At 68.0% G+C, this 22,871-nt stretch carries 26 protein-coding genes; 15 read left to right on the top strand and 11 right to left on the bottom strand.

Annotated elements, in window-relative coordinates:
* The first annotated feature begins 147 nt into the window (after positions 1-147).
* Positions 148-621 carry a gamma-glutamylcyclotransferase gene (locus DMB37_RS26380; protein ID WP_014981915.1) on the top strand — a complete coding sequence of 158 codons (474 nt, stop codon included), beginning with the start codon at positions 148-150 and terminating at the stop codon, positions 619-621.
* Between the two features lie 55 nt (positions 622-676).
* On the opposite strand, the gene DMB37_RS26375 is transcribed toward DMB37_RS26380, so the two are convergent.
* From DMB37_RS26375 to DMB37_RS26365, 3 genes are all read right to left on the bottom strand, one after another.
* Complete coding sequence (locus DMB37_RS26375; protein WP_135237834.1) at positions 677-1,828, bottom strand: M20 family metallopeptidase; 1,152 nt, start codon at positions 1,826-1,828, stop codon at positions 677-679.
* A gap of 107 nt (positions 1,829-1,935) precedes the next feature.
* Positions 1,936-3,108, bottom strand: a complete 1,173-nt coding sequence (locus tag DMB37_RS26370; RefSeq protein WP_135234963.1) for a M20 family metallopeptidase — start codon at positions 3,106-3,108, stop codon at positions 1,936-1,938.
* A gap of 213 nt (positions 3,109-3,321) precedes the next feature.
* Positions 3,322-4,026: an enoyl-CoA hydratase-related protein gene (locus DMB37_RS26365; protein ID WP_135234962.1), complete on the bottom strand. Its 705-nt coding sequence runs from the start codon at positions 4,024-4,026 to the stop codon at positions 3,322-3,324.
* Between the two features lie 130 nt (positions 4,027-4,156).
* Here DMB37_RS26365 and DMB37_RS26360 point away from each other — a divergent pair, with 130 nt between their 5' ends.
* Genes DMB37_RS26360 through DMB37_RS26350 form a run of 3 tightly spaced genes read left to right on the top strand, consistent with a single transcriptional unit; the run spans position 4,157 to position 6,679 of the window.
* Positions 4,157-4,936 carry a purine-nucleoside phosphorylase gene (locus tag DMB37_RS26360; protein WP_135234961.1) on the top strand — a complete coding sequence of 260 codons (780 nt, stop codon included), beginning with the start codon at positions 4,157-4,159 and terminating at the stop codon, positions 4,934-4,936.
* Positions 4,937-6,433, top strand: coding sequence for a phospho-sugar mutase (locus DMB37_RS26355; RefSeq protein ID WP_135234960.1), 1,497 nt, complete (start codon positions 4,937-4,939; stop codon positions 6,431-6,433).
* 30 nt (positions 6,434-6,463) lie between these two features.
* Positions 6,464-6,679, top strand: a complete 216-nt coding sequence (locus DMB37_RS26350; RefSeq protein WP_240771660.1) for a hypothetical protein — start codon at positions 6,464-6,466, stop codon at positions 6,677-6,679.
* 63 nt (positions 6,680-6,742) lie between these two features.
* Here the strand turns inward: DMB37_RS26350 and upp are convergent, their stop codons facing one another.
* Positions 6,743-7,366, bottom strand: a complete 624-nt coding sequence (gene upp, locus DMB37_RS26345) for a uracil phosphoribosyltransferase (RefSeq protein ID WP_135234958.1) — start codon at positions 7,364-7,366, stop codon at positions 6,743-6,745.
* A 147-nt stretch (positions 7,367-7,513) separates the two neighbouring features.
* On the opposite strand from upp, the gene DMB37_RS26340 reads away from it, so the two are divergent.
* The 5 genes from DMB37_RS26340 (at position 7,514) to DMB37_RS26320 (ending at position 10,999) form a co-directional block, all read left to right on the top strand.
* Positions 7,514-7,837 (top strand): DUF2563 family protein, encoded by a 324-nt coding sequence (locus DMB37_RS26340; RefSeq protein WP_135234957.1) that lies wholly within the window; start codon positions 7,514-7,516, stop codon positions 7,835-7,837.
* 4 nt (positions 7,838-7,841) lie between these two features.
* Positions 7,842-8,963, top strand: a complete 1,122-nt coding sequence (locus DMB37_RS26335) for an NlpC/P60 family protein (RefSeq protein WP_135234956.1) — start codon at positions 7,842-7,844, stop codon at positions 8,961-8,963.
* Complete coding sequence (locus DMB37_RS26330) at positions 8,960-9,301, top strand: hypothetical protein (RefSeq protein ID WP_135234955.1); 342 nt, start codon at positions 8,960-8,962, stop codon at positions 9,299-9,301. Before DMB37_RS26335 ends, DMB37_RS26330 begins: the two co-directional genes overlap by 4 nt.
* A gap of 76 nt (positions 9,302-9,377) precedes the next feature.
* Complete coding sequence (locus tag DMB37_RS26325) at positions 9,378-9,725, top strand: YbaB/EbfC family nucleoid-associated protein (RefSeq protein ID WP_135234954.1); 348 nt, start codon at positions 9,378-9,380, stop codon at positions 9,723-9,725.
* Between the two features lie 26 nt (positions 9,726-9,751).
* Entirely contained in the window at positions 9,752-10,999 is a 1,248-nt protein-coding gene (locus DMB37_RS26320; RefSeq protein WP_135234953.1) for a primosomal protein, read from the top strand.
* 61 nt (positions 11,000-11,060) lie between these two features.
* Here DMB37_RS26320 and DMB37_RS26315 read toward each other — a convergent pair whose 3' ends face one another.
* The 3 genes from DMB37_RS26315 to DMB37_RS26305 form a co-directional block, all read right to left on the bottom strand.
* Positions 11,061-11,717, bottom strand: coding sequence for a hypothetical protein (locus DMB37_RS26315; protein WP_135234952.1), 657 nt, complete (start codon positions 11,715-11,717; stop codon positions 11,061-11,063).
* A gap of 166 nt (positions 11,718-11,883) precedes the next feature.
* Positions 11,884-12,981: an adenosine deaminase gene (locus tag DMB37_RS26310; RefSeq protein WP_107654323.1), complete on the bottom strand. Its 1,098-nt coding sequence runs from the start codon at positions 12,979-12,981 to the stop codon at positions 11,884-11,886.
* Between the two features lie 475 nt (positions 12,982-13,456).
* The gene (locus tag DMB37_RS26305) at positions 13,457-14,746 is read right to left on the bottom strand and encodes a thymidine phosphorylase (RefSeq protein WP_135234951.1); all 1,290 of its coding nucleotides are present in this window, start codon (positions 14,744-14,746) and stop codon (positions 13,457-13,459) included.
* A gap of 99 nt (positions 14,747-14,845) precedes the next feature.
* Between DMB37_RS26305 and DMB37_RS26300 the strand changes: the two genes are divergently transcribed.
* Positions 14,846-15,073, top strand: a complete 228-nt coding sequence (locus DMB37_RS26300; protein ID WP_135234950.1) for a hypothetical protein — start codon at positions 14,846-14,848, stop codon at positions 15,071-15,073.
* Positions 15,074-15,114: 41 nt separating this feature from the next.
* Positions 15,115-15,351 carry a hypothetical protein gene (locus DMB37_RS26295; RefSeq protein ID WP_135234949.1) on the top strand — a complete coding sequence of 79 codons (237 nt, stop codon included), beginning with the start codon at positions 15,115-15,117 and terminating at the stop codon, positions 15,349-15,351.
* 12 nt (positions 15,352-15,363) lie between these two features.
* On the opposite strand, the gene DMB37_RS26290 is transcribed toward DMB37_RS26295, so the two are convergent.
* Positions 15,364-15,765, bottom strand: coding sequence for a cytidine deaminase (locus DMB37_RS26290; RefSeq protein ID WP_135234948.1), 402 nt, complete (start codon positions 15,763-15,765; stop codon positions 15,364-15,366).
* A gap of 277 nt (positions 15,766-16,042) precedes the next feature.
* On the opposite strand from DMB37_RS26290, the gene sdhC reads away from it, so the two are divergent.
* From sdhC to DMB37_RS26270, 4 genes are read left to right on the top strand one after another with little or no spacing between them, the layout of a single operon-like run.
* The gene (gene sdhC / locus DMB37_RS26285) at positions 16,043-16,441 is read left to right on the top strand and encodes a succinate dehydrogenase, cytochrome b556 subunit (RefSeq protein WP_107654319.1); all 399 of its coding nucleotides are present in this window, start codon (positions 16,043-16,045) and stop codon (positions 16,439-16,441) included.
* A gap of 1 nt (position 16,442) precedes the next feature.
* Complete coding sequence (locus DMB37_RS26280) at positions 16,443-16,874, top strand: succinate dehydrogenase hydrophobic membrane anchor subunit (protein ID WP_107654318.1); 432 nt, start codon at positions 16,443-16,445, stop codon at positions 16,872-16,874.
* Between the two features lie 30 nt (positions 16,875-16,904).
* A complete protein-coding gene (sdhA, locus tag DMB37_RS26275; protein ID WP_167769167.1) occupies positions 16,905-18,656 on the top strand; it encodes a succinate dehydrogenase flavoprotein subunit in 1,752 nt (583 codons plus the stop codon).
* Positions 18,656-19,429 carry a succinate dehydrogenase iron-sulfur subunit gene (locus DMB37_RS26270; RefSeq protein ID WP_135234946.1) on the top strand — a complete coding sequence of 258 codons (774 nt, stop codon included), beginning with the start codon at positions 18,656-18,658 and terminating at the stop codon, positions 19,427-19,429. Before sdhA ends, DMB37_RS26270 begins: the two co-directional genes overlap by 1 nt.
* Positions 19,430-19,517: 88 nt before the next feature.
* On the opposite strand, the gene DMB37_RS26265 is transcribed toward DMB37_RS26270, so the two are convergent.
* The 3 genes from DMB37_RS26265 to DMB37_RS26255 form a co-directional block, all read right to left on the bottom strand.
* Complete coding sequence (locus tag DMB37_RS26265; protein ID WP_135234945.1) at positions 19,518-20,429, bottom strand: hypothetical protein; 912 nt, start codon at positions 20,427-20,429, stop codon at positions 19,518-19,520.
* Positions 20,430-20,486: 57 nt separating this feature from the next.
* Positions 20,487-22,313 carry a hypothetical protein gene (locus tag DMB37_RS26260; RefSeq protein WP_135234944.1) on the bottom strand — a complete coding sequence of 609 codons (1,827 nt, stop codon included), beginning with the start codon at positions 22,311-22,313 and terminating at the stop codon, positions 20,487-20,489.
* Positions 22,314-22,413: 100 nt separating this feature from the next.
* The gene (locus DMB37_RS26255; protein WP_135234943.1) at positions 22,414-22,809 is read right to left on the bottom strand and encodes a PPOX class F420-dependent oxidoreductase; all 396 of its coding nucleotides are present in this window, start codon (positions 22,807-22,809) and stop codon (positions 22,414-22,416) included.
* Positions 22,810-22,871: the final 62 nt, after the last annotated feature.

Below are 22,871 nucleotides of genomic sequence, written 5' to 3'. Positions count from 1 at the left end.
GGCCCACCCGTCACCCGGCCACCACCCCCCATGGAACCGCTACACGATGCGCGTCCGCACGGTCGCCGCGCCCGGAATGCGCGACCGGAACACCGCATCTGGCCGGGATGGAGTCGATCCTCGGATGTTATTGGCTACCCTTCTGTGGTGCCGATCTACGCCGCCTATGGGTCCAACATGGACTCAACCCAGATGCTCGAGCGCTGTCCGCACTCGCCCATGTCCGGAACGGGCTGGTTGGAGGGCTGGCGACTCACCTTCGCTGGCGACGACATCGGCTGGGAAGGACCACTGGCGACGGTCGTCGAGGAGCCGGGCTCCCGCGTTTTCGTCGTGCTCTACGACGTGTCGCCCGAAGACGAGCAGCGACTCGATCGGTGGGAGGGCTCGGACTTCGGCATCCACAAGAAGATCCGGCTACGCGTCACCCGCAGTGAGAGCGGCGCCGACCCGACGCTGGCGTGGTTGTACGTGCTCGATGCCTACGAGGGCGGCCTGCCCTCGGCGCGCTACATCGGCGTGATCGCCGACGCGGCCGAAAAGGCCGGTGCGCCGGAGGATTACGTGCATTCCCTGCGCACCCGTAACAGTCGCAACGTCGGGCCGGGCAACTTCGGCTGACAAACGAGACGACGTGGCCGGCCCGCAGGCCGACCACGTCGCGGTATCGCTCAGCTCAGCGTGCGTTGAGCACGATATTGGTCAGCACCCGCACGCCGACCGCGAGCGCCCGTTCGTCGATGTCGAACGTCGGCTGGTGCAGATCCAGCTGCTCGCCGTGCCCGGACCAGACGCCGAGGCGCGCCATCGCGCCGGGCACCTCCTCCAGGTACCACGAGAAGTCTTCGCCGCCACCGGATTGCATGGTGTCGGCCAGCGCGTCCGGACCGAGCTTGCGAATTGCGTCCTCGAACATCCGGGTGGACTGCTCGTCGTTGACCACCGGCGGCACACCGCGACGGTAGTTCAGCTGGTACCGCACGCCGGTGGGGGCGAGCAGGCCGTCGACGATCTCGCGCACCATCGGCTCCAGCAGCGACCAGGTGGCGTGATCGCCGGTGCGCACGGTGCCGGTGAGCATGCCGGTCTGCGGAATCGCGTTGGGCGCCTTGCCCGCGCTGACCGCACCCCACACCATCACGGTGCTGGTGCGCGGGTCGATGCGCCGGCTGAGCAGGCCGGGCAGGCCGGTGATCACGGTGCCGATGGCGTAGACCAGATCGCTGGTGAGATGCGGGCGCGAGGTGTGCCCGCCCGGCGAGTCCAGCACCAGTTCGACGGTGTCGGCGGCCGAGGTGATCGCGCCGACCCGGATGCCGACCCGGCCCACCTCCAGGCGCGGATCGCAGTGCAGCGCGAAGATCCGCTCCACACCCTCCATCGCGCCGGTGGCGACCACGTCGATCGCGCCGCCGGGCATGACCTCCTCGGCGGGCTGGAAGACCAGGCGCACGCCGACCGGCAGCTCGGGCACCTCGGCCAGCGCGAGCGCGGTGCCGAGCAGGATCGTGGTGTGCGCGTCGTGCCCGCAGGCGTGCGAGACGCCGGGCACGGTGGAGGCGAAGCTCAGGCCGGTGAACTCCTGCAGCGGCAGCGCGTCCATGTCGGCGCGCAGGCCGATGCGCGGGCCCTCCGGCCCGATGTCACAGATGAGGCCGGTGCCGCCGGGCAGCGGCTGCGGGGTCAGGCCCGCCTTGATCAGCCAGGAGGAGATGAATTCGGTGGTGGCGAACTCGGTGCGGGAAAGTTCCGGGTTGGCGTGGATGTGCCGCCGCCACTGGACGAGGTCGACCGCGTGCTCGGCCAACCAGCCCTCGACCGATCCCAGTCCCGTCCCCACGGTGTTCGACAATGCGACGAGGTCCGGGCCCTCCACGAGTGCACACGCACCCGTGTCCGTCCCCGTAACCCGCTCGGCCGAACGGCCGGTAGTGCTCACCGAAGTTCCTCCTGTCGTTGAACGAGCCGTTGCAACAACCTGTCCCTGTGTTCTTCATCGCCGGCCGCGGTGATCGCGGTACGCGCGAGAGCCAGCGCACCATCGACCACCGCACGATCCGCCGAGGCGTTGACGCTCGCCGCGGCGAAGTCGGGCTGGTGCGTCACCGCACCACCGGCATCAATTCCGATAACCGGATGGATGCCAGGAATGACATTGGTGACGTTGCCCATGTCCGTGCTTCCGAGCGGCCGCTGTGCCTCGAGCTCGGGTGCGATCGGCACTCGCCCCAGTCGGGTTATCTGCTCGCGGTAGGCAAACAGTAACGCCGGATCGGGCGTCAGCTCGGTATATGTCGGCGCGACAGTCCGGATTTCCTGGGTGCAGCCGGTCGCAAGGGCTCCGGCTTCGAAACACGCTGACGCTCGTTGCATCAGATTGTCGAGAGATACGGAGTCGACTGCGCGTAGGTAATACAGCAGTTCCGCACGTCCGGGCACGATGTTCGGGGCTACGCCACCATCGCCGACTATACCGTGGAGTTGCTGGCCAGGCTGGAGATGCTGTCTCAGCAATCCAAGAGCTACCTGCGTGACGGTGACCGCGTCGCCCGCGTTGCGGCCGAGTTCCGGCGCGGCGCTGGCGTGCGCCTCCCGGCCGTGGAAGGTGATGGCCAGATCGGCCATCGCCAGCGAGCGCGCGCCGGCGATGTCGAGCGGGCCGGGATGCACCATCATCGCCATCGCCACGTCGTCGAAGACGCCGCGCTCCAGCATCAGCACCTTGCCGCCGCCGCTCTCCTCGGCGGGCGTGCCGAGCACCAGCACGGTCAGCCCGAGCGCGTCGGCCACCTCCGCCAGACCCAGCGCGGCACCGACCGACGAAGCGGCAATGATGTTGTGCCCGCAGGCATGTCCCATCCCGGGCAGGGCGTCGTACTCCGCGCAGATGCCCACGGTCAGCGGGCCGCTGCCGAAGCTCGCGCGAAACGCGGTCGGCAGTTCGGCCACGCCGGTCTCGACCTCGAAGCCGCGCTCGACGAGCGGCGCGATGGTCTTGGCGACGCTGCGCGTCTCCTCGAACGCGAGCTCCGGCTCGGCGTGGATCGAGTGCGAAAGATCGATCAGCTGGTCGACCGCGGTCTTGATCGCCGCGTCCGACAGCTGCATGGCATCGGCACGCGCGACGTCGTAGTCGCTGCGCGATTCCTGGTGCCCGCTGCGCGGTGGTGGCATGGAACACAGTGTTGCACTGCGCCGCAAACCGAGCGAAGTCATGCCGGTTCGGCCGCGCCCCACGCAGCGGGTCGCCGTGGCGTTACCGCAGTTCAGTACGCCGCGTTCCGCCGAGGGACACAGCCGTGTCCGCCGGCCGCCGCGGGATTAACCGGTGGCGAAGGCCAGGTTCTCCGGCGTGGTCGGCACGGCCAGACCCGCCAGGGCCTCGGCGTGCAGCGCGCGCTTGATCACCGGCAGGTTCGGCTTGCGATTGCTCGCCAATGCCGCGGCCTTGGCCACCGCGGTCGCCAGCAACGACTCCGCGTCGGCCTTGCCGTCCACGATGCCCGCGGCGATCGCCTCGTCGGCCGGGTAGCGGTAGCCGGTGGTCATCGCCTGCACGCAGACCTGGTTGGACAACCGATGGGTGAGCAGGGCGTTCATGCCCACGGTGAACGGCATGCCGAGGTGCACCTCGGGCAGGCAGTAGAAGCCGCGATCGGCGCGCATCACCCGGAAGTCGTGCGAGGTGGCCAGCATGGCGCCCGCGCCGAAGGCGTGGCCGTTGATCGCGGCGACCGTCGGCATCGGGAACGTCAGCAACCGGGTGTAGAGCGAGTGCACGCGGTCCAGGTAGCCGTGCGAGTCCCGCAGGTTGGCGAACAGCCAGTCGGTGTCCAGGCCATTGGTATAGAACTTGCCGGTCGCCACGGTGACCAGCGCGGCAGGCCCCTCGGAGCTCTCGACCTTGTCCAGCACAGCGTGGAACTCGTCGATCCAGTCCGGGTGAAAGCGGTTCTCGCTGTCGGTCTGCCCCTCGTTTCCGAGGTACAGGACGAACACTTCCCCTTCACGTTCCAGATACGGCATGGGTGCAGAATATCCGGCACCCGACACCACCCCTACTCGCGGGTAGCTATCCCGGAGCGTCGGCGGAATGCCGCTGTGGGTTGTCCGAGCGCACCCGCAAGCCCGGGTCGGGCGGACTATCGTGACGATCATGCTTGCCGAACAGGCCGCCGAGGCGATCGCCGAACGTACTGGAGTGCCGCGTCACCGGGTTGCGGTGGTGCTCGGCTCGGGCTGGCAGGAGGCGGCCGCGGAGATCGGCACCCCCGTCGCGTCCGTGCCGATGCCGGAGCTGCCCGGCTTCGGGACGCCGAGTGCGCAGGGGCACGTCGGGATGATCCATTCGGTCGCCGTGGGTGCCACGCCCACGCTGCTGCTGATGGGCCGGCAGCACCTGTACGAGGGCTACCAGCCCGCCGAGGTGGTGCACCCGGTCGCCGCGGCCGTCGCGGCGGGCGCCGAGATCGTGCTGCTCACCAATGCCGCGGGCGGTATCCGCGAGGGGCTGCGCGTCGGCGAGCCGGTGCTGATCAACGATCACCTGAACCTCACTGCCCGGACCCCGCTGACCGGTGCCACCTTCGTCGATCTCGTCGACGCGTGGGATCCCGAATTGCGGGCCCTGGCACAAGAAATCGACCCCACCCTGACCGAGGGCGTGTACGCGGGCCTGACCGGGCCGCAGTACGAGACCCCGGCCGAGATCCGGATGCTGCGCACCATGGGCGCCGACCTGGTCGGCATGTCGACCGTGCTGGAGGCGATCGCCTGTCGCGCGCTCGGCGCCCGGGTGCTCGGCATCTCCCTGGTCACCAACCTGGCCGCCGGCGTCACCGGCGGGCATCTGTCGCACGCCGAGGTGCTGGCCGAAGGTCACGCGGCCGCACCGAGATTGGGCAAGCTGCTGCGCGGCGTGCTGGAACAGGTATAGATGCTGCGCTTCGGCACCGCAGGCCTGCGCGGCCCGCTGCAGGACGGCCCGGACGGCATGAACGTGACGACGGTGACCAGGGCCACCGCCGGACTCGTCGAGTGGCTGCGCGGGCGGTGCCTCGGCGGTGGCGCGGTGGTCGTCGGGCGCGACGCGCGGCACGGGTCCGCCGAATTCGCCACCGCGACGGCGGAAATCTTTGCCGCGGCGGGTTTTCCGGTGACCCTGCTGCCCGGTCCGCTGCCGACCCCGGTGGTCGCGTACGCGGTGCGCGAGCTCGGTGCGGTCGCGGGCGTGCAGATCACCGCCTCACACAATCCGGCCACCGACAACGGCTACAAGGTCTACCTCGACGGCGGCTCGCAGCTGCTTGCCCCCGCGGACACCGAGATCGAGCAGTGCATCGACGCGGTCACCGAACCCATCGCCCGCACCCCGGTCACCCCGGCGGACGACGACATCGTGCAGCGCTACCTGAACCGGGTGTCCGCGCTGCCCTCGGTGATCGGCGGCGCGGGTGCGCGGGCCGCGATCCGGATCGCGCTGACGCCGCTGCACGGCGTCGGCGGGCAGATGGTGGTGCAGGCACTGGCCGCAGCGGGATTCACCGACGTGCACGTGGTCGAGGAGCAGTTCGAACCCGATCCGGACTTCCCGACGGTCGCGTTCCCGAACCCGGAGGAGCCCGGCTCCACCGACTTGCTGCTCGCCCTCGCCGCCAGGGTCGGCGCGGACGTCGCGATCGCGGTCGACCCCGACGCGGACCGCTGCGCCGTCGGAATTCCGCTGCCGGACAACACCTGGCGAATGCTGCGCGGTGACGAGACCGGCGTGCTGCTCGGCGACTGCGTGCTGCGCACCGCACCGCCGGACGCGCTGGTGGCCACCACCATCGTGTCGTCGCGGCTGCTGTCCGAGCTCGCCGCGGCCCGCGGCGCCCGCTACGCCGAAACCCTCACCGGCTTCAAATGGCTGGCCCGCGCGGGCGACGGCCTGGTCTACGCCTACGAGGAGGCGATCGGCCACTGCGTCGACCCGGCGACGGTGCGCGACAAGGACGGCATCTCGGCCGCCGTGCTGACCGCGGACCTGGTCGCCCGGCTGAAGGCGGCGGGCCGCACCCTGAGCGACCAACTCGACGACTACGCCGTGGAATTCGGCCTGCACAGCACCGATCAGGTGTCGCTGCGGCTGGATTCGGCGGCGGCCGCTGCGGATGTGGTCGCCCGGTTGCGCGCGAACCCGCCGGACCAGATCGCGGGCGAGCCGGTCAAGTACACCGACCAGCTCCAGGTGCGCGGCCGCATGCGCACGGACGCCCTGGTTTTCGAGGGCGGCGGCGCACGTATTGTGATCCGGCCGTCGGGCACCGAGCCGAAACTCAAGTGCTATCTCGAGGTGGTCACTCCGGTCTCTGCGCCTGCCGAACTGCCCGCTGCCAGGACAACTGCGGGACAACACCTTTCCGCATTGCGCGATTACTGCCGGGGGCTCTGACCCAGCCGTCATCATCAGATGATGACGGCGATGCACTGTACCCACTGCGGCAGCGAGGCCATGATGCCCGGCTTCATCGAGGACTCCGGCGACAGTTCACGCGGCCATGCCCGCTGGGTCGAAGGACCGTTGGAGATCGGCTTCTGGGGCGCGAAGCGGACCGGCCGCGCGCACTGGCTGGTCGATGCCTACCGATGCAAGGACTGCTTCCACCTCGAGCTGTTCACCCGAGCCCAGGACGGGTGAGATCCCGCGCGCGGCGCACCGGGCCGACGCCCGGCTCCGTCGCACGCGGATGACAGCGGCGGCCTAGCGCGGGCCGAACTGGCGATCGCCCGCGTCGCCGAGGCCGGGGACGATGTAGGCGTGCTCGTTCAGGCCCGCGTCCACGGCGGCGGTGACCAGGCGCACCGGATGGCCCGAATCGGTCAGTGCCGCAACCCCTTCCGGAGCCGCGACGACACAGACCGCGGTGATGTCGGTGGCGCCGCGGGCGACCAGGAGTTCGAGGGTGTGCCGCATCGACCCGCCGGTGGCCAGCATCGGGTCGAGCACATAGACCGGGAGGCCGGCCAGGTCGGCGGGCAGCGACTCCATGTAGGGGACGGGCTCGTGGGTGTCCTCGTCGCGGGCGATGCCGACGAATCCGATTCTGGCGTCCGGGATCAGCTCCGCGGCCACGTCGACCATGCCGAGGCCCGCGCGCAGCACCGGCACCAGCAGCGGCGGCTGCGCCAGTCGCGCACCCTCGGTCACCGCCACCGGCGTGCTGATCTCGAAGCGTCGCACCGGCGCGTCCCGCAGCGCCTCGTAGACGAGGATCCTGGTGAGATCGCGCAGCGCGGCGCGGAAGGCGGAATTGTCGGTGCGCTCGTCTCGCATCGTGGTCAACAAGGCAGCGGCGAGCGGATGGTCCACGGTGTGAGTGCGCATGAGGGAACGATAAAGTGACCGGTGGGTCCGCCGCCGACGCTCTACCCGAAAGTTTTTTCGGATCGGTGGGAACCGAACGGGAAGAGGGCGCGTCGAACCAAGTGAATGACGTACTCTGCCTGGGAACAACAGATGGGGGAAGCTCTGATGCGGAAGATGTCGGCGGACACCGAGGGCATCGCAGCCTACGGCGCGACCGCCCATGTGATGGCCGGGGAGATGGCTACGGCCGGTGCCAGCGCCGCTGCGGCCGAGCCCGCGCTGCTGGGCCCGATCATGGGGTTGATCGGTGGTGATTTCATGGCCGCCTACGCCGCCGCGCACGCCGGACATGTCGCCTCGATCGGCCAGCTGTCGGCGGTACTCGCCAGCATGGGTGGCGCGGCCACCGGCGCGGCGACGGTGCTCACCGAGACCGACCTGAACAACGCGGGAGCACTGCGGACCGTGGCCACCGAATTGGACGGCTGAGCCTGTGATCGATATCAACGCACTGGCCAAGCCGATATTCGACCTGCTTTCCAGCTTCGGCTCCGGAGTGCTGCCCACCGGCGGCCCCTCCGACGCGCTGCGCAGTACGTCGAGCGTGGTGGATCAGATCCACCAGATGGGCCGCGACAGCATCAACGGCATGAACACCGCGTGGGACGGCCAGGCCGCCGACGCCGCCACCTCGAAGGCGCTGCGGGTGCAGACCTCCGCCGCCACCATTTCCGACCGCGGCAACGAGATGGCAACCGTGGTGAATCAGGCTGCGGCCGAGGTCGAAACGGGTCAGAAGGACCTCGCGGGGATCGCCCAGTCGTTCGTGAACACCGCGGCGAGCGCGGGCCCGGCCCTGGCCACCCCCGCGGGCCTGACGATGATCGTCGGCTCCGCGATCGACCACCTCGGCCAGGCGCTCAACGTGGTCGGCCGGGTGCAGAACGAACTCGGCACGCACACCGCGTCGATGTCCGAACTCACCCCGCCGCCGCCCACTCCGTCGCTCGCGGGCACGGCCACCTCCGCAGCCGGCGCGCAGCAGCTGGCTTCGACCGCGACCAGCGCGCTGAGCGGTGTCGGTTCGATGGCGAGCAGCCTGATGAGCACCGCGATGCCCTCGACCACCAACTCGACGGCGGTCGGCACCAAGTCCACCACCCCGAGCCCGTCGGGCACCCCCAAACCCGAGACCGGCTCCTCGGGCATGCCCGACGGCACCGGCGTGAAGATCACCCTGCCCGACGGCAGCACCGTCGAGGCGCCGAACGAGAAGGCGGCGACCGCGGTCCGCTCGGCGATCAGCGCCGTCGGCACGCCGTACGTGTGGGGCGGCAACACCCCCGGCGCCGGCCTGGATTGCAGCGGGCTGACCAAATTCGCCTACGGCGAGGCGGGCGTGGAGCTGCCACGCCTGGCCGCCGAGCAGGCCACCGGCACCTCGGTCTCCCCCGGCGACCTGATGCCCGGCGATCTGGCCATCTGGGATGGCCACGTCGCGATGGTGATCGGCAACGGCCAATTCGTCGAGGCAGGCGACCCGGTCCAGATCAGCTCGATTCGAACGGAGAACTCAGGGATGGGCTTCTACGGCTTCTACAGGCCGACGTCATGACTCAACCGCAGGTTCCCAACGTCACGGTCGCGGGCAGCACCAATCGGTCGGGCACCATCTCGGTGCGCGCCACCGATCAGGGCATGCCGGTGGAGATCAAGTTCGAGCGCAGCGAATACCGTTACGGCGCACAATCTCTCGCGAACGAGATCCTGCGGCTCACCAAGCGCTCCACCGTCGCCGCGAAGGCGCGCCGCCGTGAGCTGCTCGCCGAGGCAGGCATGCCCGCCGACATCCTGGACCGGCTCGGCCTGCCCACCCGGCAGGCAGCGGTGGACGAGCTGGACCGGATCGATGACGCGGACACCGGACCTACAACGTGGATGAGGCCAGTATGAGCGAGCGGAGCGAGCGAACAATGAGCACAGCCGCCCCCGCGCTCATGACGGAGCCGAGCGCCAGCGAGGTGGAGTCATGAGCGCGGAAATGGACGCTCTGGTCGCCAATGCGACGCAGAAGCTGGAAGCACTCGAGGCCGCGCTGTACGGCCTCAAGCAGGTACGCGGGCGCCACACCACCGAGGACGGCGCGGTCACCGTCGAGGTCGACAGCGACGGCGCGCTCGTCGCTTTGAGCCTCGCCGAGACGGTCACCTCGCTGCCGCCCGCCGAGGTCGGACAGCTGATCGTCTGGGCTTGCCGGCAGGCCGCCGAGGACGCGGGCAACCAGCGCTCGAAGGTCGTTGCGACACTGAACGAGTCATTCGTTCCCGCGGCGAACGACGCCCAAGGAACCGTTGGGGGCGGCCCGGATAGTGCCTGACGCGGAAGGTCGATAGGCTTCCGCTCATGGCTTCTGGAGACATCGTCCCGATCGAGCTCGGCCTGACCGACGGCGATCTCGTCACCCTGTGGGCACCGCGCTGGCGAGACGGTGACGACGAGTGGGAGGCGTTCCTCGGACACGAGGACGCCCTCTACGGTTTCGAGACCGTTGCGGAGCTGGCCGCGTTCATCCGGACCAACTCCGACAACGACCTCGTCGAGCATCCGGCATGGAAGGTCGTCGTCGCGTTGTCGGCGGTCGAACTGGAGCCGGAGGAGAACTTCTCCTTCGATCTGGTCGCGGTGCCCGAACTGGCCGCGGGCGAGCCCGACGTGGACACCATCGCCGAGCTCGAAGACACCCTCAGCATGGTCCGCAACATCGGCGAGGTGTGCGAGCTGGAGACGGTCACCAAGTTCTTCGGGTCGCACCCGGTCCTCGGCGCGCTGCCCGGCGGCGTGAACGCCTTCGTCGGGCGCGACGGCGAGGAACTCTGGGACCAGATCGGCGCCGCCATCGCCAAGGGCTGGGACAGCGTCCTCGACGCCATCGACTCCGTCGTGAAAACCCCCGAGGTCGACGCGGAAGCCGTCGCCGTCGCCGAAGCCGAACTGCTCGCCGCCGAGGAGAACGTGGTCGACGCCGACGACGCCGCGGACAACGAGGAGGACGAGTTCGAACCCGTCGACCTCGACGCGGACGACGAGGACGAAGACGAGGACGAGACGTTCTGGCACGAGGTCGGCATCGACCCGGTCAAGATCATCACCTCCGACGGCACCTACTTCACGCTGCGCTGTTACCTCGACGACGAGCCGATCTTCCTCGGCTCCGACAACGCCATCACGGTGTTCAACTCCGAGCGCGCACTGGCCAGGTACCTGGCCGACGACCACGAACACGACCTCGCCAGGGTCAGCACCTTCGCCGACGTGCAGACCGCCGCGGTGGACGGTTCGCTCGAGGTCGAGGTCAGCGACGAAAACGTCTACGTGCTGCCCGGCCTCGCCGACGACCTCGCCGAAGGACCCGAGGCGGTCGACATCGAGCAGCTCGACCTCGCGGTCGAACTGTTCACCGACGCCTCCGACTACGCGGGCGACGATGTCGTGGAACAGGCGCTGGCCCAGTCCAATCCGCTCGGCTGGTACGTCTCGTACCTGCTCAACCCGGACCCCAACCGGATGGCACCCAACCCGCCGTTCGCCGCGGAAGCGCAGTCCTGGCGGGAACTGGAGCGCAACTTCGAGTCCCGGCTCAACCCGCAGTAGCAGGCACGCGCCCTCCGCGAGGTGGGCGCGCCCACCTCGAACCGCCCGGTTGCGCAGGGCCTTACTTCAGGCGGATCCAGATCTGTTCGGCGCGGCCGAGTAGGCGGTTGTCGGAGCCGTAGACGGCGGTGGAGGAGAAGGCTTTGCGGCCTTGTTCGCCGTGGCTCTCGCCGACGACGACGCACTGTTCGCCGACCTCGGGGAAGTCGTGCACGGCGGCGGTCATGGAGCCGAGGAGGGCGGGGCGGTCGAACATGTCCGGCAGCGACCAGCCGCCGGGGCAGTCCATCGCGGCCCACAGGACGGCGTGGCCGAGCGGGAGCGAGTCGTCGGGGATCCACGGTGCGGCCACCAGACCGTCGCCGACCGCGCCCGCCTCGATGCGCAGTCCGTCCGGGCGACCGCTGCCGCAGACGAAGCAGGACGCGAACATCTCGTTGCTCCGGTAGGAGCTCGCCGCCTCGGCCGCGGTCGCGAAGGGCACGGATTGCGGTGCGTCCCGGTCGAATTCGCCTACTCGGGATTCCGCGAGCAAAGTGTCGCCGTCGTACAACTCCCCCGCACGTACTTCGAGCGGCTTGTCCAGCGGCGGCGGACTGCGCAGGATCACCGTGACCGCGGCATCCTCATGCTGCTCGGCCAGCAGTCCACCGACGTAGCCGCCGTTGCCCGAATCGGGCGGGCCGTTGAACCGACTGGGGATCCGCAATGTCGCCATGGTCAGCCACGCTAGCGAACCAGCGAACCGGCACCCACCCACCCCCATCGTGATCAGAGCCGGAACCGGCCGAACCGCCGACGACGGGGAACCGATGGCGACATCACCCCGAGTGAATACGCCACCGGTTCCCCGCGCACGGGCTGGGATTTGTTGCGTCCCTCAGCTACCCGAGGAGCACCGCGTAGCCGGGCTTGATGATGTCGTCGATGATGCGCAGCCGCTCCGGGAACGGGATGAACGCCGACTTCATCGCGTTGATGGTGAAGCGCTCCAGATCGGTCCAGCCGTAGCCGAAGGTGTCGGAGAGCTTGAGCATTTCCTGGCTCATGGTGGTGTCGCTCATCAAACGGTTGTCGGTGTTCACCGTGACGCGGAAGCGCAACCGGGCCAGCAGGTCGAACGGGTGCTTGTCCAGCGAGGGCACCGCACCGGTCTGCACGTTCGACGACGGACACAACTCGAGCGGAATACGCATGTCGCGCACGTAATTCGCGACGAGGCCCAGGCGCGCGTCCTCGATCGCACCGGGCACGCTGATGTCGTCGGTGATCCGCACCCCGTGGCCGAGCCGGTCACAGCCGCAGAAGGCCAGCGCCTCGTGGATCGACGGCAAGCCGAACGCCTCACCCGCGTGAATGGTGAAGTGCGCGCTGTTGGCTCGCATGTATTCGAAGGCGTCCAGGTGCCTGCTCGGCGGATACCCGGCCTCCGCGCCCGCGATGTCGAAGCCGCCGACGCCCCGGTCGCGGAAGCGCACGGTGAGTTCGGCGATCTCGCGCGAGCGTGCCGCGTGCCGCATGGCGGTGAGCAAGCAGGTGACCACGATCGGCCGTCCGGCCGCCGCGGCCGCCGCCTCGCCCTCGCGGAAACCCGCCAGGGTGTGTTCGACCACCTCGTCGAGCGTCAGCCCGCGCTCCAGGTGTTGTTCGGGGGCGAAGCGCACCTCGGCGTACACCACGCCGTCGGCGGACAGGTCCTCCGCGCATTCCCGGGCGACCCGGCGCAGGCCCTCCGGCGTCTGCATGACGGCGACGGTGTGCGCGAAGGTCTCCAGATACAGCTCCAGCGAGCCGCTGTCGGCCGCGTCCCGGAACCAATTGGCAAGTGCTACCTCATCGTTGGCGGGTAGGTCCTCGTAACCGCACTCGGCGGCCAGCTCCAGCACCGTGGCAGGCCGTAGACCACCATCGAGGTGGTCGTGCAGCAGCGCTTTTGGCGCCTGGCGGATCGAGGCAAGGGTCAATGCGGTCGGTCCAGTCATGTAACGACGGTAGCCGCACCGCGCCGGAACGGCACCAGACTGCCGAAGTGGCAACCATCTCGTTGCCCGACCACCCCGCGCCGTCCCACACCCGGACACCAACCGCGCGCCCCACGCACCCCGCTGACCTCCGATAACAACCGATACGTGCGGCCCAGAACACACGTCGTTACCGGCGCGTGAGATCGCCGACGATCTGCGGCGCAGACCAATTGCGTGCCACCGCGCTGTGTCCCGACTCCAGGGCTCCATGCGGGCTGCCCTCGGTTACTGCCGAGCGTGCCGCAGGTTCGAAGATCAAGGCACATGGAGGCGTTCGCTTTCCCGTACCCGCGCTGACCATCTGCGAGTTACTCGGCGTTCCGTCCGTCCAGCGTGACTGCGGCACCTCCCGCGTAGTCACCACCCCGCGCTTCGACCAGCTATCTACCAGAAATGGTGCGCGGCAAGCTGATTCGTACGCCAAGGGACCTGGTCAGGCGCCGATGCGTCCGAGTACCAATGGTGTGGCAGGCTTTTCGGAGAATTCACCGATGGCGAAGGAATTCTCGAGCGCGGCCTGAGCACCCGAAAAGGCATCCGGGGTGTCGGTGTGCAACGTCAGCAGGGGTTGCCCTGCGGTCACCGAATCGCCTGGCTTGGCGTGCATTTCGATGCCAGCCCCGGCCTGAACCGGATCACCCTGCCTGGCCCGGCCCGCACCGAGACGCCACGCGGCGATGCCGACACCCATGGCATCGAGGCGGGTCAGCACGCCGTCGCGCTCGGCGCGCACGACCTCGGTGTGCCGCGCCGTCGGCAGCGGTGCATCGGGGTCGCCGCCCTGGGCGCGGACCATCGCGCGCCACTGGTCCATTGCCCGGCCGTCGGCGAGCACGTCGGCGGGGTCGGTGTCCAGGCCCGCGAGGGCAACCATCTCGCGGGCCAGTGTGATGGTGAGTTCGACGATGTCGGCGGGTCCGCCGCCGGCCAGCACCTCGACCGACTCGGCGACCTCCAGGGCGTTGCCCGCGGTGCGGCCGAGCGGGGTGTCCATCGCGGTCAGCAACGCCACCGTTCGCACCCCCGCGTCAGTGCCCAATTCGACCATGGCCGTTGCCAATTCGCGGGCACCGTCGAGCGTCTTCAGGAAGGCGCCCGCGCCGACCTTCACATCCAGCACCAGTGCCGCGGTACCCTCGGCGATCTTCTTGCTCATGATCGAGCTGGCGATCAGCGGAATGGATTCGACCGTGCCGGTGACGTCGCGCAGGGCGTAGAGCCGCTTGTCGGCCGGTGCGAGATCGGCACCCGCCGCGCACACCACCGCACCGATCGCGGGGTCGGCGAGGATCTCGCGCATGCGCTGCACCGAGACGTCGGCCTGCCAACCGCGAATGGCCTCCAGCTTGTCGAGCGTGCCACCGGTGTGCCCGAGCCCACGCCCGGACAGCTGCGGAACCGCGGCGCCGCAGGCCGCGACCAATGGCGCCAACGGCAGCGTGATCTTGTCCCCGACCCCGCCGGTCGAATGCTTGTCGACGGTCGGACGCGGCAGATCGGCGAAGTCCAGCCGACTGCCCGACGCGATCATCGCGCCGGTCCAGCGCGCCGTCTCCCGCCGCGTCATCCCGCGCCACACGATCGCCATCGCCAGCGCCGACATCTGCTCGTCGGCCACCGCCCCCCGGGTGAAGCCATCGACCACCCAGTCGATCTGCGCATCCGACAGCTCGCCGCCGTCCCGCTTGGTCGTGATGATCGAAACCGCGTCCAGTGCCGTCACATTCGCCAGTCTGGCATGAGAACGCAGCCAAGTCTGGTTCTTGTAGGTGCGGTTCGATAGCCTCACCGCATCAATCTTTCGAGGGGCTAGGGGGCATCAATGACATCCGTACACATCGACCGGCGCGTGGGGAAGCTCGAAGCGCGGGTGGCCGACATCGAGGAAACACACGGCGACGCGCTGTACGACCTGAAGCGGGAGGTCTGCGAAGTCAGGATCGTGCAGAAACGCAGCTTCGCGCTTCTCTTGGAGCACATCGGCATCCCGCCGAGCCGGGTAGCGGACATCACCACCGCCACCGCAGCCGAAGTCGACGCGGACTGCTGAGGCCGACGATGACATCCATACACATCGAACGTCGTGTAGCGATGCTCGAGACACGGGTCACCGACATCGAAGACACCCACAGCGAGTCGCTCTACCAGCTCACCAGAAGTAGTGCGGGCTGCCGGATCGAGACCGGTCAGCTGATCGACGGCGTGAATCAAATGAGCCGGGGTATGGAACTGATCATGGAACGGTTGGGGATTCCCCCGCTCCAGTTCACACCGCTGGCTCGCGCCACCGAGGCCGAGATCGACGCGGCACTCGACGCGGACTGCTGAAGCCTGCGCCGGTCACACCTGACCGGCGTCCAGGTCGTCGGGGCCGAAGGCATGGGGTAGTAAGTCGCGGAGCGGAACGGGTCCGTCCTTGTGGTCGACCAGGAGGTCGGGCCCACCGTGTTCGTAGAGGAGTTGGCGGCAGCGCCCGCAGGGCATCAGAATTTCGCCGCGGGAATCGGTGACCGAGATGGCGAGCAAGCGACCGCCCCCGCCCGAATGCAAGTTACCGATGAGTACACATTCGGCGCACAGGGCCAAACCATATGAGACATTTTCCACATTGCAACCGCTCACAATTCGGCCGTCGGTGCTGAGAGCCGCCGCACCGACCGGAAACCGCGAGTACGGCGCATAGGCGTTGCGCATAACTTGAATCGCGTTGTCGTGCAGGGATTTCCAGTCGATTTGCGACATCGGGAACCTCTTCTGGAGCAAGCCGAACCAGGCCGTGCGGGGCCCTCGCAGGAACCCTTCACGCATCAAGAAAGGTAAACCTAACCCGCCAGACTGTAGCGCAACGCACGGCACGCCGAATTAGTTCCGGCAAACCTAGAGGATTAGAGTCCAGAACAGATCGGTTCAGGTTCCCGGCAGCGGGCCGCAGCGCAGCCACCTGGGCATTTGCGCCCAACGCAGCCGGCCTCGGATCAATGAACCGGGTCCATCAACGACGTTGGAGGCACCGCACTCTATGACCACGATAGAAGCTCCGGCACAGCCGAAGCGGAAGACGCTGTACCGAGGCGACCCTGGCATGTGGTCCTGGGCGCTGCACCGGATCACCGGTGTCACCATCTTCTTCTTCCTCTTCGTGCACGTCTTGGATACCGCGCTGGTCCGGGTCAGCCCGGACACCTACAACCGGGCGATCGAGACCTACAAGAGCCCCATCGTCGCGCTGATGGAAATGGGACTGGTCGTCTGCGTCCTGTTCCACGGATTCAACGGCGTCCGCGTGATCCTGATCGACTTCTGGGCCAAGGGCCCGAAGTACCAGCGTGTGATGCTCTGGGTCGTTCTCGCGGTGGTGTTCGTGGTGGCCGCGCCCGCGATCGGGCGCATGTTCTTCTACTTGTTCACGGAGCACTGACATGAGCGCACCTGTTCTCGGTAAGTCCTACGACAGGCCGGCCAGCTTGGACTCGCCGCGCTCGCCGCGTGCCCGCGCGAACAACAATTTCGAGAAGTACGCGTGGCTGTTCATGCGCTTCTCCGGCCTGCTGCTGATCATTCTGGTGCTCGGCCACATGTCGATCATGCTGCTGCTCGACGGCGGCGTGAAGCGGCTCAACTTCGGCTTCGTCGCCGGCCGCTGGGCCAGCCCGTTCTGGCAGCTGTGGGACCTGTCCATGCTCTGGCTGGCCCAACTGCACGGCGGCAACGGCCTGCGCACGGTGATCGCGGACTACTCCCGCAAGGACTCGACACGATTCTGGCTGAACACGCTGCTGGCCATCTCGATGATCCTGATCCTGGCCGTCGGCACCTACGTCATCTTCACCTTCGACCCCAACATCAGTTAGGAACAGGCCACTCCGATGAGTGAATCGCGGATTCAGGAGCATCGCTACGACGTCGTGATCGTCGGTGCCGGTGGCGCCGGCATGCGCGCGGCGATCGAGGCAGGGCCCCGGGCGCGCACCGCCGTCCTGACCAAGCTCTACCCGACCCGCAGCCACACCGGCGCGGCCCAGGGTGGCATGTGCGCCGCACTGGCGAATGTCGAAGAAGACAACTGGGAATGGCACACCTTCGACACCGTCAAGGGTGGCGACTACCTGGTGGACCAGGATGCCGCGGAGATCATGGCCAAGGAGGCCATCGACGCGGTGATGGACCTGGAGAAGATGGGCCTGCCGTTCAACCGGACGCCCGAGGGCAAGATCGACCAGCGCCGCTTCGGTGGGCACACCCGCGACCACGGCAAGGCGCCGGTACGCCGCGCGTGTTACGCCGCCGACCGCACCGGCCACATGATCCTGCAGACGCTGTACCAGAACTGCGTCAAGCACGACGTGGAGTTCTACAACGAGTTCTACGTGCTCGACCTGGTGATGAGCGAGACCGACCGCGGTCAGGTCGCCACCGGTGTGGTGGCCTACGAGCTGGCCACCGGCGACATCCACGTCTTCCATGCGAAGTCGATCGTGTTCGCCACCGGCGGCTCGGGCCGGATGTACAAGACCACCTCGAACGCGCACACGCTGACCGGCGACGGCATGGCGATCGTGTTCCGCAAGGGTCTGCCGCTGGAGGACATGGAGTTCCACCAGTTCCATCCGACAGGCCTGGCCGGACTCGGCATCCTCATCTCCGAGGCCGTCCGCGGCGAGGGCGGCATCCTGCGCAACGCCAGCGGCGAGCGGTTCATGGAGCGCTACGCCCCCACCATCAAGGACCTCGCGCCGCGTGACATCGTCGCCCGCTCGATGGTGCTCGAGGTGCTCGAGGGTCGCGGCGCCGGACCGAACAAGGACTACGTCTACATCGACGTGACCCACCTCGGCGCGGACGTGCTCGAGGAGAAGCTGCCCGACATCACCGAGTTCGCCCGCACCTACCTCGGTGTCGACCCGGTGACCGAGCTGGTTCCGGTCATGCCGACCTGCCACTACGTGATGGGCGGCATCCCCACCAAGATCCGCGGTGAGGTGCTGCGCAACAACACCGACGTGGTGCCCGGCCTCTACGCGGCCGGTGAGTGCGCGTGCGTCTCGGTGCACGGCTCCAACCGCCTCGGCACCAACTCGCTGCTCGACATCAACGTGTTCGGCCGCCGCGCGGGTATCGCCGCCGCGGAGTACGCGCACCGCACCGAGTTCGTGGAGATGCCGGAGCAGCCGGCGAAGATGGTGCAGGACTGGCTCGCGCTGATCCTGTCCGACCACGGCAACGAGCGGGTGGCCGACATCCGCACCGAGCTGCAGTACACGATGGACATGAACGCCGCCGTGTTCCGCACCGAGGACACCCTCAAGCAAGCCCTCACCGATATCCATGTGCTCAAGGAGCGCTACAGCCGGATCACGGTGCAGGACAAGGGCAAGCGCTACAACAGCGACCTGCTCGAGGCCGTCGAGCTCGGCTTCCTGCTCGAGCTGGCCGAGGTCACCGTCGTCGGTGCGCTCAACCGTAAGGAATCGCGCGGCGGCCACGCCCGCGAGGACTACCCGGACCGCGACGACGTGAACTTCATGCGGCACACGATGGCCTACAAGGAGAGCCCGGATCTCATCTCGGATATCCGCCTCGACTTCAAGCCGGTGGTGCAGACCCGTTACGAGCCGATGGAGCGTAAGTACTGATGACTGCCGTACTCGAGAAGACACCCCCGGCCAAGCCCGCGCCGGTCCCCGAGGGCTCGGTGATGATCACCGTCAAGGTCGCCCGGTTCAACCCGGAGGACGACAAGGGCGCGCACTGGGAGTCGTTCCAGGTGCCGGTCCTGCCGACCGACCGTTTCCTCAACGTGCTCATCTACATCAAGTCCTACCTGGACGGCACGCTCACCTTCCGGCGCTCCTGCGCGCACGGTGTGTGTGGCTCCGACGCGATGCGGATCAACGGCGTCAACCGGCTGGCCTGCAAGGTACTGATGAAGGACATGCTGCCCAAGGGCGGCAAGTCCATCACCATCTCCGTCGAGCCGATTCGCGGCCTGCCCGTGGAGAAGGACCTCGTGGTGAACATGGAGCCGTTCTTCGACGCGTTCCGTGCCGTGAAGCCGTACCTGATGACCTCGGGTAACGAGCCGACCCGCGAGCGCATCCAGAGCCAGGCCGACCGCGCGCGCTTCGACGACACCACCAAGTGCATCCTGTGCGCCTGCTGCACCACCTCCTGCCCCGTGTACTGGAGCGACGGCAGCTACTTCGGCCCGGCCGCGATCGTGAACGCCCACCGCTTCATCTTCGACAGCCGCGACGAAGGCGCCCGCGAACGCCTCGACATCCTCAACGACGTCGAAGGTGTCTGGCGCTGCCGCACCACCTTCAACTGCACCGACGCCTGCCCCCGCGGCATCGAGGTCACCAAGGCCATCCAAGAGGTCAAGCGCGCACTCCTGTTCGCCCGCTGACCTTCCCGGCACCCGAAGGCCGCTCGCATCGAAAGATGCGGGCGGCCTTCGCCGTTCGCGCAGCACGTCCCGCGCGTACCGGGACCGCTCAGCGCTGACTGAACGGGAACTTCTCCAGGTGGTCGAGCAGCTGGCCGAACAGCACCGAGATGGCGAGGAAGGAAACGAACCAGCGCACCGCTTGACCCGTCGCCTCCCACGGCCAGCTGCCCCGCCACCCTGGCCGCTGAGGTCCGGCTGTGGCCTCGAGCCAAATCCCCCGGCGGGCCACCGCCCAAGCGGCGATGAAAAGAAACGAGGGGAGATAACCGAACGGCCCCTTGGGCGGGTAGTTGCGCCACTCACCGAAGGCCACCAGTATCAACCCGAGCAATGCCAGCAACAGGGTGAGCCGGGTCGCCCAGATCACCTCCGTCAGCCGCATGGCCACCCCGACCTGCGCTGACGGACTCGCCGGGCCGGCGAACAGCGCTCGAAGGTTGAGTCTGCCCTGTTCGCGAAGCTGAGCGATGAGCTTTCCGATGTCCTCCCGGCGTTCACCGAGCCAGCTCCGCCAGATGGTGGCGACATTCCGCGGTGGTCGCGCGAAACCCCGGTAGTACAGCAGGCCGCGTACCTGGGTTCGGTGTCGCAAGAAACCCCGACCGAAGATGTCGTCTCGCTCCACGAGGTCGCCGCGCCGTATTGTCTGCCAGCGCAGCAACTTACGTATTTCTCTGCGGTTGCGCCCCCGGTTGCCCGGCCGGTGATGATGACAGCGCTGCCATTCCCCGAACACACGATTGCGGCACGGGCGACCCGTGGTGGTGCGGGGGTACTCGCACAGCACAGGCCACATCTTCCCGCGCGACCACCACACCATCACGGCCAATACCGTGAGGATGATCGGGAAGACGAGTGCGAAGGTCAGCGGCCACGGGATCCCCCAGGGGCTCAGATACTCGAGCACGCCGGCAAAGAGCCCCAGCACCCGCCTGAGATGATCGAAGATCTCCCCCATATCGCGATGGTACGGGCCGGTCCACCGCGTCGCGGGCTGATTGACGAGGCGGCTTCGTCAGTTGTCGTAGGAGGCGACGCCGACGGGGCCGGAGCCCAGGCAGGCGACGAGGTGCTCTGTGCGGGAGGAGATTTGGAGGGCAGAGCCGCTGCCTACCAGTCGGACGAAGACGGTGTTGAGTCCTCGGCGGACCGGGACGGAGACGGTTTTGCCGTGTTCGAAAGCTACGGCCAGTTGACCGTCTCGGCTGGCGAGGTAGTTGAGCTGGGCGGTCCATTCGTGCTCGAGCATGGGGCCGTTGAGTGGAATCGGGACTTTCGCGCCACCCTCGATTCGGTAGCCGCAGTGGGGGTCCGGGCCGGGGACGATGTGGCGGTTCCACCAGACTTGCGCCTCGACGAGGGTGCCGCTGTCGGTGATCATGCGCAGGTGCGGGGTCGAGTCGGCGAAGGTGCCCGGTGTGGCGAGGGGTGCGAGGACCTGGCTGGTCAGATTCTGCGGGTAGGCCAGCGGGTTCAGGACGTCCCAGGGGACTTCCTGCTCCAGCAGTGGCACGCCGTCCCAGTGTTCGAGGGCCGACTTCACGTTCGTGACATAAGTTCTGGCCGGGCTGGGACGCCAGGATCGGACGAAGGTGTAGGTGGAGCACAGGCTGCTCACGACGAACAGCACCACCAGCGGTAGCGCGATGCGCGGGCCGAGGCGTGTGCTGCCGCGCGGACTCGCCCGCAGTATCAATGCACCCAGGACTGCCAATGTCACGCCGAGGTCGGCGAAGTAACGCAGCGACTGCATGAGTTCGGCCGCGGTGTTCGGACCGCCGCGAACAAGCGCCACGGGCAACTGCATCAGCAGCACATACGCCGCGGCGAGCAGCCAGACCGGCCACACCCGGCGGCGTGCCCGAATGGACAGTGCCACCACCGAAATCAGCACCACCCACGCCGCGATCACCGCTCCACTCGGCGGATCGGCCCACGGCGCGGCGGGCAGCCAACGCTCCCAGCGCCACGGTCCGCCGACCAGCGCGGGCACCACGCCGAGCGAGGTCGTGTTGGGCAGCCAGTCGCGCAGGCCTTGCGGGTTGTTGTGCACCACGGACACACCGACCACCGCCAGATACCCCGCCAGCCAGCAGAGCAGCACCAGGCCCGAACCCACCCACAATCGCAGGCCGCGCCGCAGCACCACGCGAACGGCGGATTCCCGCCCGTCGACATAGTGGGCAAGCACCGCGACGGCGAACGCGACGAACGGGACGATCACCGACTTCTCGAAGAACAACAGCGCCACCGCGAGCACGATGATTCCGGACCAGGCGTATCGGTGCCGCCCGCTGCGCATCAGGAGCAGCGCGTCCCCGATGACCCAGGCGAGCGCGAATTGCAGTGGTAGCGCGTTCAACGCCGCCGCCCACCAGGCGAACGCAGGCAACGTCACGGGTGCGAACAGAAAGAACGTGAACGGTACGAGCAGCACCCATCGGGCGCCGAGCAGGATCCACAACACGCGGAGCACCGCCGACGACACCGCGAGCTGCCAGACCAGCAGCGAAATCACCGGCGCGGCCCAGACGAAGGGTGCCGCCTCGGTCACCACCCACGCGGTGGCGAAGGCGAGCGGCATGAAATGCCCGTCGTGGTCGTGCAACAGCAGGTCTGCGGAAAGCAGCGGATAGCGGCCCGCCCGGCCGACCAGGATGAGGTCGTCCCAGTAGAAGTAGCCGCTACCCGCCACCCAACCGCGTAGCGCGAGTTGCAGCAGGATCAGACACCCCGCCGCGACAACAACGGGTGACCCGCGCCCGAACCGACGCCGAACCGGCGGCACCGCCGAACGCTCGATGGGCACAACCCTCGTCGGCGCGATCGCGGCGGTGTCCATGCCGACTCACCCTAGGCGCCACATCGAAGTCCGGCCGCGAGGCGCCGGACAGGACTTCGACACAGGGCCTGATGGCGTGTCGACCATGCCTGAGCCGTTGTCAGGCCGCGTATCCGGTCGCCTTGTCGATCTCGACGCGGACCGCGACCCGGACCTGACCCGGCGCGGGCTCGTCGTGGTCTTTCCCGTCGTACTTCCACGACAGCCGGTGACCGACCCGGAGATCGTCGTCGTGGGTGATGGTGGCCCGGCCGCGCAGCTCGACGTAGTTCTCGCCGTCGGCGAAGTCGAGCACGGTCACGCTGACGCGCGGGTCGCGCAGCATGTTGCGGTGCTTGAGCCTGCCTTCCAGGGTGGAGAACAGCAGGTCGTCACCGTCGCGCAGCACCCACATCGCGGAGGTCTGCGGACTGCCGTCGGCGTTGAGCGTGGCCAGTACCGCGTAGTTCTTGCCGTCGAGCAGGGCGATGGTGGCGTCGCTGAGCGTGATTCCCATGCCGTGGACAGTAATGGCGCGCCGAACAACCGGCTCACCGCTTCTTGCGATAGCAATATGCC

Origin of the sequence: Nocardia sp. CS682 (genome assembly GCF_004634405.1) — a bacterium.
Classification (GTDB): domain Bacteria; phylum Actinomycetota; class Actinomycetes; order Mycobacteriales; family Mycobacteriaceae; genus Nocardia; species Nocardia ninae.
This window is presented reverse-complemented; position numbering and strand designations above follow the sequence as displayed.